The 15,134-nt window shown below is 46.8% G+C and carries 13 protein-coding genes; 6 read left to right on the forward strand and 7 right to left on the reverse strand.

From position 1 onward, the window contains the following. Window positions 1-3 precede the first annotated feature (3 nt). Window positions 4-909 (reverse strand): glycine--tRNA ligase subunit alpha, encoded by a 906-nt coding sequence (gene glyQ / locus AEA42_RS12805; RefSeq protein ID WP_011070431.1) that lies wholly within the window; start codon window positions 907-909, stop codon window positions 4-6. A 118-nt stretch (window positions 910-1,027) separates the two neighbouring features. Here glyQ and AEA42_RS12810 point away from each other — a divergent pair, with 118 nt between their 5' ends. After that, window positions 1,028-1,603 carry a DNA-3-methyladenine glycosylase I gene (locus AEA42_RS12810; RefSeq protein WP_055647932.1) on the forward strand — a complete coding sequence of 192 codons (576 nt, stop codon included), beginning with the start codon at window positions 1,028-1,030 and terminating at the stop codon, window positions 1,601-1,603. An 85-nt stretch (window positions 1,604-1,688) separates the two neighbouring features. On the opposite strand, the gene AEA42_RS12815 is transcribed toward AEA42_RS12810, so the two are convergent. The 5 genes from AEA42_RS12815 to fadB all read right to left on the reverse strand — a co-directional run bounded on the left by AEA42_RS12815 (window position 1,689) and on the right by fadB (window position 9,522). Beyond that, window positions 1,689-4,877 (reverse strand): amidohydrolase family protein, encoded by a 3,189-nt coding sequence (locus tag AEA42_RS12815; RefSeq protein ID WP_055647933.1) that lies wholly within the window; start codon window positions 4,875-4,877, stop codon window positions 1,689-1,691. A gap of 196 nt (window positions 4,878-5,073) precedes the next feature. After that, window positions 5,074-5,511, reverse strand: a complete 438-nt coding sequence (locus AEA42_RS12820; protein WP_047538196.1) for an MOSC domain-containing protein — start codon at window positions 5,509-5,511, stop codon at window positions 5,074-5,076. Window positions 5,512-5,546: 35 nt separating this feature from the next. After that, window positions 5,547-5,792 (reverse strand): sulfurtransferase TusA, encoded by a 246-nt coding sequence (gene tusA, locus AEA42_RS12825; RefSeq protein WP_023266036.1) that lies wholly within the window; start codon window positions 5,790-5,792, stop codon window positions 5,547-5,549. Between the two features lie 393 nt (window positions 5,793-6,185). Beyond that, entirely contained in the window at window positions 6,186-7,349 is a 1,164-nt protein-coding gene (gene fadA, locus AEA42_RS12830) for an acetyl-CoA C-acyltransferase FadA (RefSeq protein WP_037429364.1), read from the reverse strand. 22 nt (window positions 7,350-7,371) lie between these two features. Continuing rightward, on the reverse strand, window positions 7,372-9,522 hold the full coding sequence (fadB, locus tag AEA42_RS12835) for a fatty acid oxidation complex subunit alpha FadB (protein WP_055647934.1): 2,151 nt from the start codon (window positions 9,520-9,522) through the stop codon (window positions 7,372-7,374). A gap of 443 nt (window positions 9,523-9,965) precedes the next feature. Between fadB and pepQ the strand changes: the two genes are divergently transcribed. From pepQ to hemG (AEA42_RS12855), 4 genes are all read left to right on the forward strand, one after another. Then, on the forward strand, window positions 9,966-11,285 hold the full coding sequence (gene pepQ, locus AEA42_RS12840) for a Xaa-Pro dipeptidase (RefSeq protein WP_055647935.1): 1,320 nt from the start codon (window positions 9,966-9,968) through the stop codon (window positions 11,283-11,285). A 15-nt stretch (window positions 11,286-11,300) separates the two neighbouring features. Then, a complete protein-coding gene (locus AEA42_RS12845) occupies window positions 11,301-11,915 on the forward strand; it encodes a YigZ family protein (protein WP_037429370.1) in 615 nt (204 codons plus the stop codon). A gap of 77 nt (window positions 11,916-11,992) precedes the next feature. Next, on the forward strand, window positions 11,993-13,450 hold the full coding sequence (locus AEA42_RS12850) for a TrkH family potassium uptake protein (RefSeq protein ID WP_037429372.1): 1,458 nt from the start codon (window positions 11,993-11,995) through the stop codon (window positions 13,448-13,450). Window position 13,451: 1 nt separating this feature from the next. After that, on the forward strand, window positions 13,452-13,976 hold the full coding sequence (hemG, locus tag AEA42_RS12855) for a menaquinone-dependent protoporphyrinogen IX dehydrogenase (RefSeq protein WP_037413499.1): 525 nt from the start codon (window positions 13,452-13,454) through the stop codon (window positions 13,974-13,976). A 59-nt stretch (window positions 13,977-14,035) separates the two neighbouring features. Here the strand turns inward: hemG (AEA42_RS12855) and AEA42_RS12860 are convergent, their stop codons facing one another. Then, entirely contained in the window at window positions 14,036-14,344 is a 309-nt protein-coding gene (locus tag AEA42_RS12860; protein WP_011715321.1) for a metalloregulator ArsR/SmtB family transcription factor, read from the reverse strand. A 198-nt stretch (window positions 14,345-14,542) separates the two neighbouring features. On the opposite strand from AEA42_RS12860, the gene hemG (AEA42_RS12865) reads away from it, so the two are divergent. Continuing rightward, complete coding sequence (hemG, locus tag AEA42_RS12865) at window positions 14,543-15,097, forward strand: menaquinone-dependent protoporphyrinogen IX dehydrogenase (RefSeq protein WP_037413503.1); 555 nt, start codon at window positions 14,543-14,545, stop codon at window positions 15,095-15,097. Window positions 15,098-15,134 lie beyond the last annotated feature (37 nt).

Raw genomic sequence — 15,134 nt, forward strand, 5'->3', positions numbered from 1 at the left:
CCTCTACTTACACATTGGGAAGCCAAGCGCTTCGCGTGCCTGATAATAGGATTCAGCAACGGCTTTAGCCATTGTACGAACGCGCAGGATATAACGCTGACGTTCAGTCACTGAAATGGCGTGGCGTGCATCGAGCAGGTTGAAGGCGTGCGAGGCTTTCATCACTTGCTCATAGGCTGGCAGAGGTAATGGTTTTTCAAGCGACAATAAGTGCTGACACATTTTTTCGCATTGATCGAACAGGGCAAACATAAAGTCGACGTCTGCGTGCTCAAAGTTATAGGTCGATTGCTCAACTTCGTTTTGGTGGAACACATCACCGTAGGTGATGCGACCCATTGGACCATCGGTCCATACGAGGTCGTACACGCTATCCACACCTTGGATATACATGGCGAGACGCTCTAAACCGTAGGTAATCTCACCCGTGACAGGGCTACACTCTAAGCCGCCGACTTGTTGGAAGTAAGTAAACTGAGTCACTTCCATGCCGTTTAACCAGACTTCCCAACCTAGACCCCAAGCGCCTAGCGTTGGTGATTCCCAGTTGTCTTCCACAAAACGGATATCATGGATTTGTGTATCAATACCTAGAGCTTGCAGAGAACCTAAATAGAGTTCTTGGATATTATCCGGTGACGGTTTTAACACGACTTGGAATTGGTAGTAGTGCTGCAGACGGTTTGGGTTTTCACCGTAACGGCCGTCGGTAGGGCGGCGCGATGGCTGCACATAAGCACTGCTCATTGGCTCAGGCCCTAGAGAGCGTAGGAAAGTTTGTGGGTGGAATGTACCCGCACCGACTTCCATATCTAAAGGTTGAACGATTGCACAGCCTTGCTGCGCCCAATATTCCTGTAGGGTTAGAATGAAACCCTGAAATGTTTTTACGTCGTGTTTCGTCGTCATGTCTACTTGTCTACTGCCGTCAGCTTGAATAGAAAATGGTTTCGATTATACCTTCTAGATCTCTGCTTATGTAGGTTATTTTTTACCTTCTTTGTTAAAACGTTAAGGTAGATAGGCCATGGAAGAAATCCGCTGTAATTGGGTCAGCGATGATCCCTTGTATCGTGAGTACCACGATAAAGTGTGGGGACGCCCAGTTTATGATTCGAAGGAGTTGTTTGCCAAGCTCTGTTTAGATGGCCAACAAGCCGGGTTGTCTTGGATTACTATCTTAAAGAAGCAGCAAAACTACGAACAAGCTTTTGCGGATTTTGAGCCGACAGTCATTGCCACTTTCGACGACGCTAAGGTTGAAGAGTTGATGAACAATCCAGGTATTGTGCGTAATCGCCTTAAGATCCATTCGATTATTCGTAATGCAAAAGGCTATTTAGCCTACACTGCGGATGGCAAAGATTTTTCTGAATTTCTGTGGAGCTTTGTTGGTGGTAAGCCTAAGGTTAATCAGTTTACTTCCATGTCGCAGGTGCCTGTGCAAACACCTGAGTCTGAGGCAATGTCCAAGGCGTTAAAAAAACTCGGCTTTAACTTTGTTGGCCCAACGATTTGTTATGCTTTTATGCAGGCTGTGGGAATGGTGAACGATCATCTAGTTGATTGCATCGCCTATGATGCTTGCTGTGGCGGCAAATAAGTACTTATTTTATTGAGCTAAAAATCCAAAATAAAAAGGCATGTTCCACGTGGAACATGCCTTTTGTTATTTCTACTTGCTGAGATTAGATTTTCTCGAAGAAGAAAGGCTTACGCTGTTGTTTGCTGCCATTGAGTTGGTTCATCGACTCAGCATCAAACAACTTACCATTGACCATAGTATAAGTGACTTTATCTGTGACTCGAATATCCGCTAATGGATCGCCATCAATAACGATTAAATCTGCAAGCTTACCTGTCTTTATCGAGCCAAGTTGATGCTCTAGGCCGAAGGTGGTGGCTGGGTTAATGGTCGCAGTTTTGAGTACATCCATATTGCTCATGCCGCCTTGGGCGAACATCCACATTTCCCAATGGGCGGCTAAACCCTCACGTTGACCGTGGGCGCCAATATTTGGATGAATGCCTAATTTATTAAACTCATTCGCCACTTTAGCAACGTTAAAATGATTGTAGTGACCGTCTGGTGCATGGGGGCGACGCATAGAGCGAGCCTGCAAAATATCGCTTGGCACATACATAGACAGGCGCGGATGAGCCCACACATCGGTCTTATCATACCAATAGTTTTCACCCGAAATACCGCCGTAGGCGACGACTAAGGTTGGAGTGTAACCGACCTTAGTTTGGCTCCAGAACTGTTTAATGTCGTTATAAATATTTGCCACGGGTAACGAGTGTTCTACGGTGGTATGGCCATCGGCAACCATGGTCAGGTTATGTTGCAGTAAGCTGCCACCCTCTGGCACGACCATCATTTCGAGTTCACGAGCTGCAGCGATAACCTGTTGTCTTTGATTGCGACGCGGTTGGTTGTAGCTCTTAACGCTAAAGGCGCCGACTTTTTTGAGTCGCTCTAAATGGAATTTTGCATCATCGAGTGAGTCGATATGCGAGGTGTATCCGGGAGCATTTGCGCCGTAGAGAATTGTTCCAGTGGAGAAAATCCGCGGGCCCACGATGTTGCCAGCTTTTTGTTGCTCAGAAGCGGCAAAGATTTCAGTGGTATCGTTCGATGGATCATGGATGGTCGTCACGCCTAGGGATAATCCAGAGTAGAGCGCCCAGTTTTGTTGGGGCACGATTTCATCATCGGCCTGGGCGCCATGGGCGTGAGCGTCAAACAAACCTGGCATAATGGATTTGCCGCTTATATCGATAACTTGTGCAACCTTTGGAATTGCCGTGTTAGCGTCGCCAACAGCAACAATATGATTGTCTTTGACGATCACTACACCCTTATCGATGACTTGGTCATTTTCCATGGTGATCACTTTACCGCCGACAAAGGCGACTGTTCCACGTGGAACATCAGCTTTTTCAGTAAAGCCTAAATTGATAATGCTTGGCTTAGCTTGCACGTCCTTTTTGAGATACTGCGAATCAACATCGGCTTGGTACAGTTCTGGGCCAAGAGTCCAATAGAGTTGATTACTCTTGCTATTCCAACTGATACTTTCGCCAGCTCGCACACTTAACTGAGTGACAGGAAGATTACTGGCGTTAGGGCCGATTTCAACGGTTTCACCATGTTTAGCAAAGGGCGTCACCCAAACTTTAAAGCGCTCGGCAAAGGCGAGCTGTTTACCGTCGGGTGAGACTCTAAATTCGGTTGCATGCTTACTGCTGTAGTGAACGCGCTTATCAAACCCATCCAAGTTAATAGAGGCAAGCTGCGGTGTGTCATCTTCACCACTATTCATAAAAAATATGCGATCGGCTGAGGCTCCGAATTGTGCTTGATAGCCTTCTGCGGAGATTTTCTTATTTTGTTTGGTTTTTAAATCGACCTTGTACAGGCCTGGTTCCTGCGACCAAGTTCGAGGTGTGAGATGGCCGCCTTGGGTTTTACGATACACCACAAGTTCGCCATCGGGAGAAAAGGTGGGCTCGACGTATTTTCCTGGCTCAGTGGTAAGTTGTTTCGCTTTGCCACCTTTAGCGCTGATCACTTGTACTGTGCCTTGGTCTTGGTCATTCCAAGTTGTGAAGACAATATTTTTGCCATCACGCGACCACTGGGGATAGAGTTCTTCGATATTGTTATCTAACTCGGTTAAGCGCGACATCTTGCCATCGGGAAGTGTCTTCAACCAGATTTTACCCAATGCTTCGAAGGCGACCTTACTGCCATCCGGTGAAACTTGTGCCATTCGCAGCATTTTTACATCGAATACATCTTTATCAATATCTTGTTTAAAGCGTACTGAAGGCTGAACGTCTAATTGGGTTTTTACGGAAAATGGAATATCGGTGACCGTTTTATTAGCAACGTTGAGGCGGTTAATTTTGCCCTTAGCCCAGAAGAAGATGTCTTTGTTGTCTGGAGTCCATGCCATAGTCGGGTAAACACCATGGATTGCCCAAGTCTCTTGCATATCGCGGTCTAAATCGCCGAACAGTTTAGTGGTTTCACCGGATTTCAAATCAAGCAAATATAAGGATGATTGGAAATCATCACGCTTGATGTAGGCTAGTTTGGTGCCATCAGGACTTGGGGTTGGGCGAATGGCTCCGCCAGTCCCTTCGATCAGAATTTCGATATCACCTGTTTTGGTATCGTAACGCTTGATTTTATAGATGCCGTTTACTGAGTCTTTGGAGTAATGGAAGGTTTTTCCTGGAGTGTCATCTTGACTGAAATAGATATAGCGGCCATCGGGTGAATAGGCAGGTTCACCTAAGTCTTTCTCATCATTTGGGCGTTCGGTGAGTTTTACACCTTCGCCACCAGCAACATGGTAGAGCCAGACTTCGCCGGCGCCTAAACTGCGACTGGCGGTAAAATGCTTACGACCCACTAAATATTGCGAATCAGGGCTCCACGCTGGGCTGTTGAGTAAGCGAAAAGTTTCTGATGTGACGGTGCGTGGATTGCGGCCATCGGCATCCATAATCCAAATATTGTCACCACCATCCGCATCCGAGGTAAAGGCGATGTGTTTACCATCAGGGCTATAAACGGGCTGCATTTGCCAGGCTATCCCTTGAGCTAATTGTTTAGCTTCGCCACCCGTGACTGGGATTTGATAAATATCACCGAGTAAATCGAATACTAAATGTTTGCCGTCTGGACTGACACTGATGTTCATCCAAGTGCCTTCGGTTACATCTATTGCCACTTTTTCTAGCGGGGCACTGGCTGGCGCATTGACGTCCCAACTCGTTTTTTGGGCATCTGCTGCCTGTACAGCGTGGGAGTTAAGGCCAAGCATCAGGGCGATATAAAGCGGTGTCAGCTTAGGTTTCAACATGTTATGTCCTGTTATCGTTATTCTAGGGCTTGATTGTTATCAGGTTGGATAAATATTTGTTAATGCTACGCTAAGTTATCGCACAAATACCCTGTAAGGAAAACGGAAATACTGTTTCAATTAATGACCGAGGGGCAGCAGCTGAGGCGGAGAAACTGTGGGAGAGTAATGCAGCTTACTCTCCAGGAAGTGATGATTAGTTTAATGTGACGGGATCGCCGATGTGGATCATGGCATCATTGATAACACGGCAAGTGACACCGCCTCGCCAATCAGGTGTTAGTGCTGACTCTAAGCCGGCATGAGCTTGGTCCATCTTTTTACAGGGATCAGTTTCTCCTGTGACTTCGAGGCAGAGATCCCCAATGTGCAACTGTTTACCCACATCGGCAGGACTAAAAGTTAATCCATCGACTAAAAGATTGGCGCGGCGAGTCGTCCAAGGTAAATTTGCACCTATACTTTGACACGCTATTTGCCACTGCTGGAGCGAGAGTACTGTGACTTGCCTTTTGCCTGGGCGACCAAATACATCTTTTTCAATACCGCTGTGCTGGGTGACATTCGCGCACAGCACCTCATTCATTGGTCCGCGTTTAATCGTTTTATAGGCGATAGCAACTAGTTTCGGCATGTTTGATGTCCTTATCCTAATGTCGATGTTGGGACTTAGAGTCCCTTTTTAATCAAATATTGATAGGGTGTTTGGTTGGTTTCACTGGCGATCAGTGTGTGATCCATAAACTCACAAAAACTGGGAATATCACGGGTAGTAGCAGGATCATCCGCGATGATAAGCAGTGTTTCTCCTTGAGCCATTTGTCTTACCGTTTTACGCACCATCATTACTGGTTCTGGGCAGCGCAAACCAAGAGCATCCAGTTTGTGTTGTGCGGTTGAGAAAACGTCGTTCATATGACCTCGACTGAACGGTTAAACAGAATTGGCTAATGTTACTCCAGTGGTTTGGATAAACCAAGTTGGCGGCCTGATTTTGTGATGCAACGGGTAATTGGTTTTATTCCGTTTTATTTATTCGAGAGTCAGGATTAGTGAGATGTTTCACGTGGAACAATGTTATTTCGTGATCCCTAATCTTCCTCAAATGCTTGAGAATGGGATGGATCTCTTCATCATAAAAAATACGGGACTTTTATAGCTGCTATAAAATCGAGATAATCTAACTTTAAGCGTTTTTGGCTTAGCAACTTTATCATCGACGTTTTAGCGTGGCATTATTTCACAATGTTTTAAAGCTGCATAAAAAAGCCGGAACTAAGTCCGGCTTTGAGGAAGAATCGTTAAGGATTAAACGCGTTCGAAAACGGTTGCAATACCTTGGCCCAAACCAATACACATGGTTGCCAAACCTAAGGTTGCATCTTTGTGTTCCATCAAGTTAATAAGCGTCGTAGAGATACGCGCGCCAGAACAACCCAGTGGGTGACCTAGTGCAATTGCGCCGCCGTTGAGGTTGATTTTGTCATCAACCACATCTGCTAAACCTAAATCTTTCACACAAGGTAAAGACTGAGCAGCAAACGCTTCGTTAAGTTCAATCACATCTAAGTCGGCAACGGTAATACCGGCGCGAGCAAGTGCTTTTTGCGTGGCTGGTACTGGGCCGTAACCCATAATTGCCGCATCACAACCTGCAACCGCCATAGAGCGAATACGTGCACGAATTGGTAAGCCAAGTGCGCGTGCTTTAGATTCTTCCATTATCAACATGGCCGAAGCGCCGTCGGATAAGGCTGATGATGTTCCCGCAGTCACAGTACCGTTTGCAGGATCGAATACCGGGCGCAGTGCTGCTAACGATTCCATGGTCGTTTCTGGGCGAATCACTTCGTCGTGCAGTACTTTAATCAGTGCACCGTTAGCATCATGGCCTTCGATGCCATAGATTTCCTTGGCAAAACGGCCTTCAACTGTGGCTGCGTAAGCGCGTTGGTGTGAACGAACAGCAAAGGCATCCTGCTGCTCACGGGTGATGCCGTGGAGCTTGCCGAGCATTTCTGCGGTTAAGCCCATCATGCCGGAGGCTTTAGCGACGTTATTGGCTAAACCAGGGTGGAAGTCCACACCATGGTTCATCGGCACATGGCCCATATGCTCAACACCACCGATGATAAAGGTGTCGCCCATGCCAGTCATGATTGCGCGAGCGGCTTGATGGATGGCTTCCATTGAAGAACCACATAGGCGGTTGACTGTCACGGCGCCAGCCGTCTTCGGGATACCTGCCAGCAATGATGCATTACGGGCAATGTTGAAGCCTTGCTCTAGGGTTTGCTGCACGCAGCCCCAAATAACGTCTTCAATCGTATTGGGATCTAATTGCGGGTTACGCAGTAATAGACCTTTCATTAATTCGGCAGAGAGTGTTTCTGCACGTACATTACGGAACACCCCAGCCTTAGAACGGCCCATAGGAGTACGAATGCAATCTACGATAACAGCTTGTTTCATAATTAAATTCCTTTCCCGCTAATTAGGCTTGGTAGTAGCTACCGTTGTTGGCTGCAAGGGCGCGCATGGCGTCGGTGACTTGATACAAACCACCTAAGTGTGCGTATTTGTCAGCTAAGGCGACAAAGTTGGCTACGCCCATAGTATCTAAGTAACGGAACACACCACCACGGAATGGTGGGAAGCCTAAACCGTAGACTAAGCCCATATCCGCTTCGGCAGGTGATGCCACAATGCCTTCTTCTAAACAGCGAACGGTTTCGATAATCATTGGGATCATAGTGCGGGCGATGATTTCATCCGCATCGAATGCTTTTTGTTCACCAAAGGCAGCCTTTAGCAGCTCGTAGCTGGTTGGGTCGACGTCTTTCTTTGGCTTACCGCGGCTATCCACAGAGTAAGCGTAGAAGCCTTTGCCATTCTTCTGACCGAGACGTTTGTTCTCGAACATCACGTCAATCGCGTCATTGCCAGTTTTGCCCATACGATCGGGGAAGCCTTCGGCCATTACCGCTTGCGCGTGGTGACCTGTGTCTAGGCCGACAACGTCTAGCAGGTAAGCAGGGCCCATTGGCCAGCCGAATTGTTTTTCCATCACTTTATCGATAGCGGCAAAGTCGCCACCCTCGGCGAGCAGGCCGTTAAAGCCAGCAAAATAAGGGAAGAGTACACGGTTAACGAAGAAACCTGGGCAATCATTTACAACGATTGGGGTTTTACCCATTTTGCTGGCGTAGGCGACAACAGATGCGATGGTTTCTTCTGAGCTGTGCTCGCCACGAATAACTTCAACCAATGGCATTTTGTGCACTGGATTGAAGAAGTGCATACCGCAGAAACGCTCAGGTTTTTTCATGCTCTTGGCGAGCAGGTTGATTGAAATGGTTGACGTGTTAGAGGCGATAATCGCATCTTCACTCACGTATTGTTCAACTTCCGCCAGTACTTGTGCCTTCACTTTTGGATGCTCAACAACGGCTTCAACAACCACGTCAGCATGTTTCACTGGTGCATAGTCTAAGGCTGGAGTGATGTTGTTCAGCACTTTAGCCATTTTTTCTGGGGTAGAGCGGCCGCGAGCAACTTGCGCAGATAACAGTTTTGCGGCTTCGCCTAAACCTAAATCTAATGCAGGTTGAGCGATATCCTTCATCACGATTGGCGTGCCTTTGCTGGCGCTTTGGTAAGCGATACCGCCACCCATGATACCAGCACCTAATACGGCGGCACTTTTCACATCTTTAGCGAGCTTGCCCGCTTTCTTAGCCTTACCTTTTACTAATTGGTCATTCAAGAAGATACCGATCAACGCTTTGGCTACATCGGTTTTCGCTAACTTGATAAATGCTTGATGCTCAATTTGCAGCGCTTCGGCTCGGCCTTTGGTCGCCGCTTGCTCAACTACATTTACCGCCGCCATTGGTGCAGGATAATGTTTGCCAGCGACAGAGAAAACCATACCTTTAGCGGTTGTGAAAGACATCATGGCTTCGAGTTTTGGTAAGGTCAGTGGTGACATCTTACGTTGGCGACGGGCTTGCCAATCAAGCTTTTCTGCAACCGCGTCTTTAAGCATTTGAATGGCGGCAGCTTCTAAAGCCTCTGGCGCAACAACGGCGTCAACCGCGCCTACTTTTAAGGCATCTTCTGGACGTTGATCTTTACCCGTGGTGATCCACTCAAGAGCGTTATCTGCACCAATCACACGTGGTAAACGCACTGTGCCACCAAAGCCTGGGATAATACCTAGTTTGGTTTCGGGTAGACCGATTTTGGCTGTGGTGTCGGCGATACGGAAATCCGTTGCCAGAATAATTTCACAACCGCCGCCTAAGGCAAAACCTTTAATCGCTGAAGCGGTTGGGAAAGGTAAATCTTCAAGTTTATTGAATACGGCATTGGCCTGTTCAACCCAAGAGAGTAGTACTGAATCATCTTGTGCGAATAAGCCTAAAAATTCAGTAATGTCGGCACCCACGATAAAGGTATCTTTACCTGAGGTCAGCACTAAAGCCTGAATGTTTGATTGTTGTTTAATGCTATCTAATGCGGCATCGAGTGAGGCGAGTGTTTCTCTGTCGAATTTGTTCACCGAACCGGGTGCGTTAAAGCACAGCTTGGCAATATTATCCTCGAGTAACTCAACCTGAATTGTAGGACTTTGGTAGATCATTGCTTGCTTCCTTTTGGCTTAAAAGTGATACCCACCATTATTTTTTGGTGTTAGTACGACTCTCTATCTCACAGCAGCTTCGGCCATCATTTGACCAGTTGTGTGCCAGTGTGCTTCGAAATTCGATAAATTACAACACCCAATTTAAACGACTGTTTAATTTCTTGTCGGCTAGAGTGAATTTTCAGCTTTGTGATACACTGCACAAAGTGTAGAAGTGCCAGATTACGCGAAAGAGTACGTAGTGGGAATTTGTACTTTAGCGGTATTACTCGCTGGCTAGTTGGGTAATTTTATTTTTAGAATTAAAAGCATAGGCTTAAATCGAGAATTTGCTACCCCGTGCGAAATGAGGGCGTAAGTAGAGGAAAACACTGAGCCTATATGGCTTAGTCAGATTTGCGGTTTTTTTATTAACTATCGTTCATTACAGGATATGAAACATGGATCACTTGGCTCATCACTATCATGCCCACATCGCCGAGCTTAATCGTCGAGTTGCTGAAATTGTATCGCGTGAAGCATTATCAGGTTTAGTGATCCACTCGGGTCAGCCACATCGAATGTTTTTGGACGACATTAATTATCCTTTTAAAGCCAATCCCCATTTCAAGGCTTGGTTACCTGTGTTGGATAACCCTAACTGTTGGTTAGTGGTGAATGGTCGCGATAAGCCGCAACTGATTTTTTATCGCCCTGTGGATTTTTGGCATAAGGTGTCTGACGTGCCGGAGATGTTCTGGACCGAGCATTTTGAGATCAAATTACTCACTAAGGCCGATAAGGTTGCCGAACTATTGCCTGCCGATATCGCTAACTGGGCTTATTTGGGTGAGCATTTAGATGTGGCTGAGGTGCTGGGTTTCACCAGTCGCAATCCTGACTCTGTGATGAGCTATCTGCATTTCCACCGTACCACTAAAACCGAATATGAACTCGAATGTATGCGCCGAGCGAACCAGATTGCGGTGCAAGGGCATTTAGCGGCTAAAAATGCCTTCTATAACGGTGCGAGCGAGTTTGAAATTCAGCAGCAGTATTTATCAGCCGTGGGACAGGGCGAGAACGAAGTGCCCTACGGTAATATCATAGCCTTAAATCAAAATGCGGCGATTTTGCATTACACCGCGCTTGAGCATCAAAATCCGGTGCGCCGCTTATCTTTTTTAATCGATGCGGGTGCCAGTTACTTTGGCTATGCGTCGGATATCACTCGTACCTATGCGTTTGAGAAGAATCGTTTCGACGAATTAATCACTGCCATGAATAAGGCGCAGCTCGAACTGATTGATATGATGCGTCCGGGTGTGCGTTATCCCGATTTACACTTGACGACCCATGGCAAAGTCGCGCAAATGCTGTTGGATTTTGAGCTAGCCACGGGCGATGCCCAGGGCTTAGTCGACCAAGGCATAACCAGCGCCTTCTTCCCTCATGGACTCGGCCATATGTTAGGCTTGCAAGTGCATGATGTGGGCGGTTTTTCCTTCGATGAGCGTGGTACCCATATTCCGGCACCAGAAGCCCATCCGTTCCTGCGTTGCACCCGCATTTTGGCACCAAACCAAGTGCTTACGATGGAGCCAGGATTATACATTATCGACACTTTACTCAATGAGCTAAAACAAGATAGCCGTGGTCAGCAGATCAATTGGCGCACCGTTGATGAGCTGCGACCTTTTGGCGGCATTCGTATCGAAGATAATGTGATTGTGCATCAGGATCGAAACGAAAATATGACCCGCGAACTGGGCTTAGCGTGATTTTAGGGAGAGCGAGTGCTCGAAAGTTATCTGATACCGAGTGAAAATGTGCAGATAGAAGAAGAGATAAAGCATAGCCGCTTTATCTCTTTTCTATTTCATTGCACAAGTTTAGAACAGCTGAAGTTAGTACTTACTGACATAAAGCGAGATTATCCCGGCGCCAGCCATTACTGCTATGCCTTTATTGCTGGAGCGCCCAACGACAGCATTGCCATCGGTTCGAGTGACGATGGTGAGCCAGCGGGCAGCGCTGGTCGTCCAATGCTCGCAGTATTACAAGGCGCGAATCTCGGTGAAGTCGGTGCCGTGGTGGTGCGTTTCTATGGCGGTACTAAGTTAGGTGTGGGCGGTTTAGTGCGTGCCTATACTTCGGGATTACGCCAAGGTTTAGGGCAATTGCCGACGCGATTGAAGCAATTACGTTATCCAGCCAAACTGCATTGTGATTACACCCAATTAAGGGATGTCGAACATTTATTACAACAGTTAGAAGCGGTGATCATCGATAAGCAATTTGCCGAAGCCGTTGATATCCATTTTGAAATAGGCAAACAGCAACAGGGTATATTGAATGAATCACTGGCAACGTTGAGTCAGGGTAGCCTGCGAGCAGAGTTTGAGCTGTGATGCCTGCGTAAATTATGCCAAAATATGCAAAATGCTGAAAATACCTTTGCAGCCAATGGAATAATTGAACACGCGGAATGCAATACAAAACCATAATAAGAATCATAGGCCTGCTAATCGGCCTGTTCTCCATCACTATGCTGCCGCCAGCCTTAATCGCCATTTGGTATAACGATGGCGGTGGTACTGCGTTTATTCAGGCATTTTTTGTTAGCTTATTTATCGGTTTTTGGCTCTGGTATCCTAATCGTCGCTGCAAAGAGGAATTACGAACTCGCGAGGGTTTCCTGATCGTAGTTTTGTTCTGGACAGTGCTTGGCTCCATCGGTGCCTTACCCTTTATCTTCTCAAGCCAACCCGATCTCAGCTGGACCGATAGTTTCTTCGAATCATTCTCCGCACTAACTACCACAGGAGCCACCGTTATTGTCGGACTGGACTCCTTACCTAAGGCCATTCTGTTTTATCGACATATGCTGCAATGGCTCGGCGGTATGGGGATCATTGTTCTAGCTGTGGCGATTCTGCCTGTGCTTGGAGTTGGGGGCATGCAGCTGTATCGCGCCGAGATTCCAGGGCCTGTGAAGGACAGTAAGATGACGCCGAGGATTGCCGAAACGGCTAAGGCGTTATGGTACATCTATCTACTGCTAACCATCACCTGTGCTGGCGCCTATTGGCTGGCGGGGATGAGCGTATTCGATGCCGTGTGTCACTCGTTTTCGACCATCGCCATCGGGGGCTTTTCGACCCACGATGCCAGTATGGGCTACTTTAACAGCCCTGTAATCAATCTGATTTGCGTATTCTTTTTGATAGTCTCTGCAGTGAACTTTAGCGTGCACTTTGCGGCATTTTCGCGCCGCGGGATCAATTTTAGAGTCTATTTTCGAGACACTGAGTTCAAGATGCTGGTGGCAATTCAGTTGGTGCTGACGGCGATTTGCTTCTTAACCCTTTATCACTCAGGGATTTATGACTCGCCAGAAGAAACCTTAGATCACGCCTTATTCCAAGCGGTTTCGGTGGCGACAACTGCTGGCTTTGGTACTGAAAGTTTCCATATGTGGCCGCTTTTCCTGCCGATTCTGTTGATCTTCTCAAGCTTTATCGGTGGGTGTGGTGGTTCAACTGCGGGCGGGATAAAGGTGATCCGAGTTATCCTGCTGCTGTTGCAAGGTTCTCGTGAACTTAAGCGCTTGGTTCACCCTAAGGCGATGTTCTCAATTCGTATTGGCTCCAAGGCGTTACCAGATCGTGTCGTCGATGCAGTATGGGGATTTTTCTCTGCCTACGCTTTAGTTTTCGTACTGTGTATGTTGGCGCTAATGGCCATGGGGCTGGACGATATTACGGCCTTTAGTGCCACCGCTGCCTGTTTAAATAACCTTGGCCCAGGGCTTGGGGAAGTGGCGAGTAACTATGCCAGTATCGGTGATGGCGCCAAATGGGTGCTGGTGGTGGCCATGTTATTTGGTCGCCTCGAAGTCTTTACCTTGTTGATTTTGTTCACGCCAACTTTCTGGAAGGATTGATATGCAGACATTAATAATCTATTCGACAATCGATGGCCAAACACTGGAAATTTGCCGAAAAATCAAAACGCTTGCCGAACAAGCGGGTGAGCAGGTGTCGTTAGTCACCTTAGAACAGGCCGAGGCCTTAAGTCTTGTCGATTTCGATAAAGTGCTGATTGGTGCGAGTATTCGTTATGGTAAACATAGACCTGAGCTATATCAGTTTGTAAATCGCAACCACGCGGTGTTAAGTGCAAAAATTAACGGTTTTTTCACTGTAAATGTGGTGGCGCGTAAGCCATTAAAGAACACGCCAGAAACCAATCCTTACATGCAAAAGTTCCTTAAATTATCGCTGTGGCAACCACAGCAATTGGCGGTGTTTGCAGGCAAGATTGATTATCCTAAATATAGTTTATTCGACCGGACCATGATCCGCTTTATCATGTGGATGACTAAGGGGCCGACTGACCTGAAGGGCACCTTCGAGTTTACCGATTGGGGTAAAGTCGAAGCCTTCGGAACGCACTTTAGCAAGCTGTAAAAATGATAAAGCCCTAGTCTCAGCTAGGGCTTTATGACTGCATGGCGTCGTTTAACGATTTATACCGCGCAGTAACGACTATGTAGAATGGAAATCACTTGGGTGACTTGTTCATTCTTAAGCTTGTAATACACAATCTGGGAGCTCTTACGGGTATCGACTAAGTCTTCAGCTCGCAATACTGCTAAATGCTGTGATAGTGCCGATTGGCTTAAAGGAACAGTCGCATTCAGTTCCGTCACGCTCAGCTCTTTATCCAGTAAAAGGCACAGAATCATTAAGCGATAAGGATTCGCTATAGCTTTAAGCCATTTAGCCGCACTTTCCGCATTAGTTACCATTGCATTTACATCTATATCATTTTGCATAAGGTACTCACTTGATCGCTTTTGATTAGATAATTCTAATTGAACATGTTTCTATACGCAATCATACTGCTCGGCAATTCAGATCTCAATTTTTGCATTTCAGAATATGAGACAACGCTGATTTGTGATCCTATCAGGGGTTTATTTAACAGATGATTGCCACAATGGTGCCACACTTTAACGGAACGGGAATACCCCATGACACGCATTTTGGTGCTTTATTTTACCCGTGGTGGCCACACGGCCAAGATTGCGAATGCAATCGCGCAGCAATTGACTCTGCGTGGTGCTGAGGTTGACTTAGTCGACATCAATAGTGCGGCTGCAACAAGGATTAACTGGCCCGATTATCAACTGGTGGCTTTGGGGGCTTGCGTACTCTATGGTACCTATGACAAGAGCGTATTCCAGTTTGTTGAACAACATTCGCAAGCGTTGAGTGCGTTGCCAAACAGTTTTTTCTGCGTCAATGTGGTGGCGCGTAATCCTGAAAAACGTATTCCAGAGAACAATAAATACCTGCAAAAATTCATAACCTTATCACCTTGGACTCCCGCCGATTTGAAGATTATTGCTGGTAAGGTGGATTACCCTTCGTGGCCTTGGTACGACAGATTAATGATCCAATTGATTATGAAAATCACCAAAGGGCCAACGGATCCTAAGGCGGTGATCGATTATACCGACTGGGAAGATGTGAAGGTCTATGCCGACCATTTGCTGACTTTGGCTAAGGTTGCTGAGCCCGCCTAATAAAAATGCGCTCTGTGAGCGCATTTTTAGTTGATGA

This window comes from Shewanella sp. Sh95 (assembly GCF_001308045.1).
GTDB classification, from domain to species: Bacteria; Pseudomonadota; Gammaproteobacteria; order Enterobacterales; family Shewanellaceae; genus Shewanella; species Shewanella xiamenensis.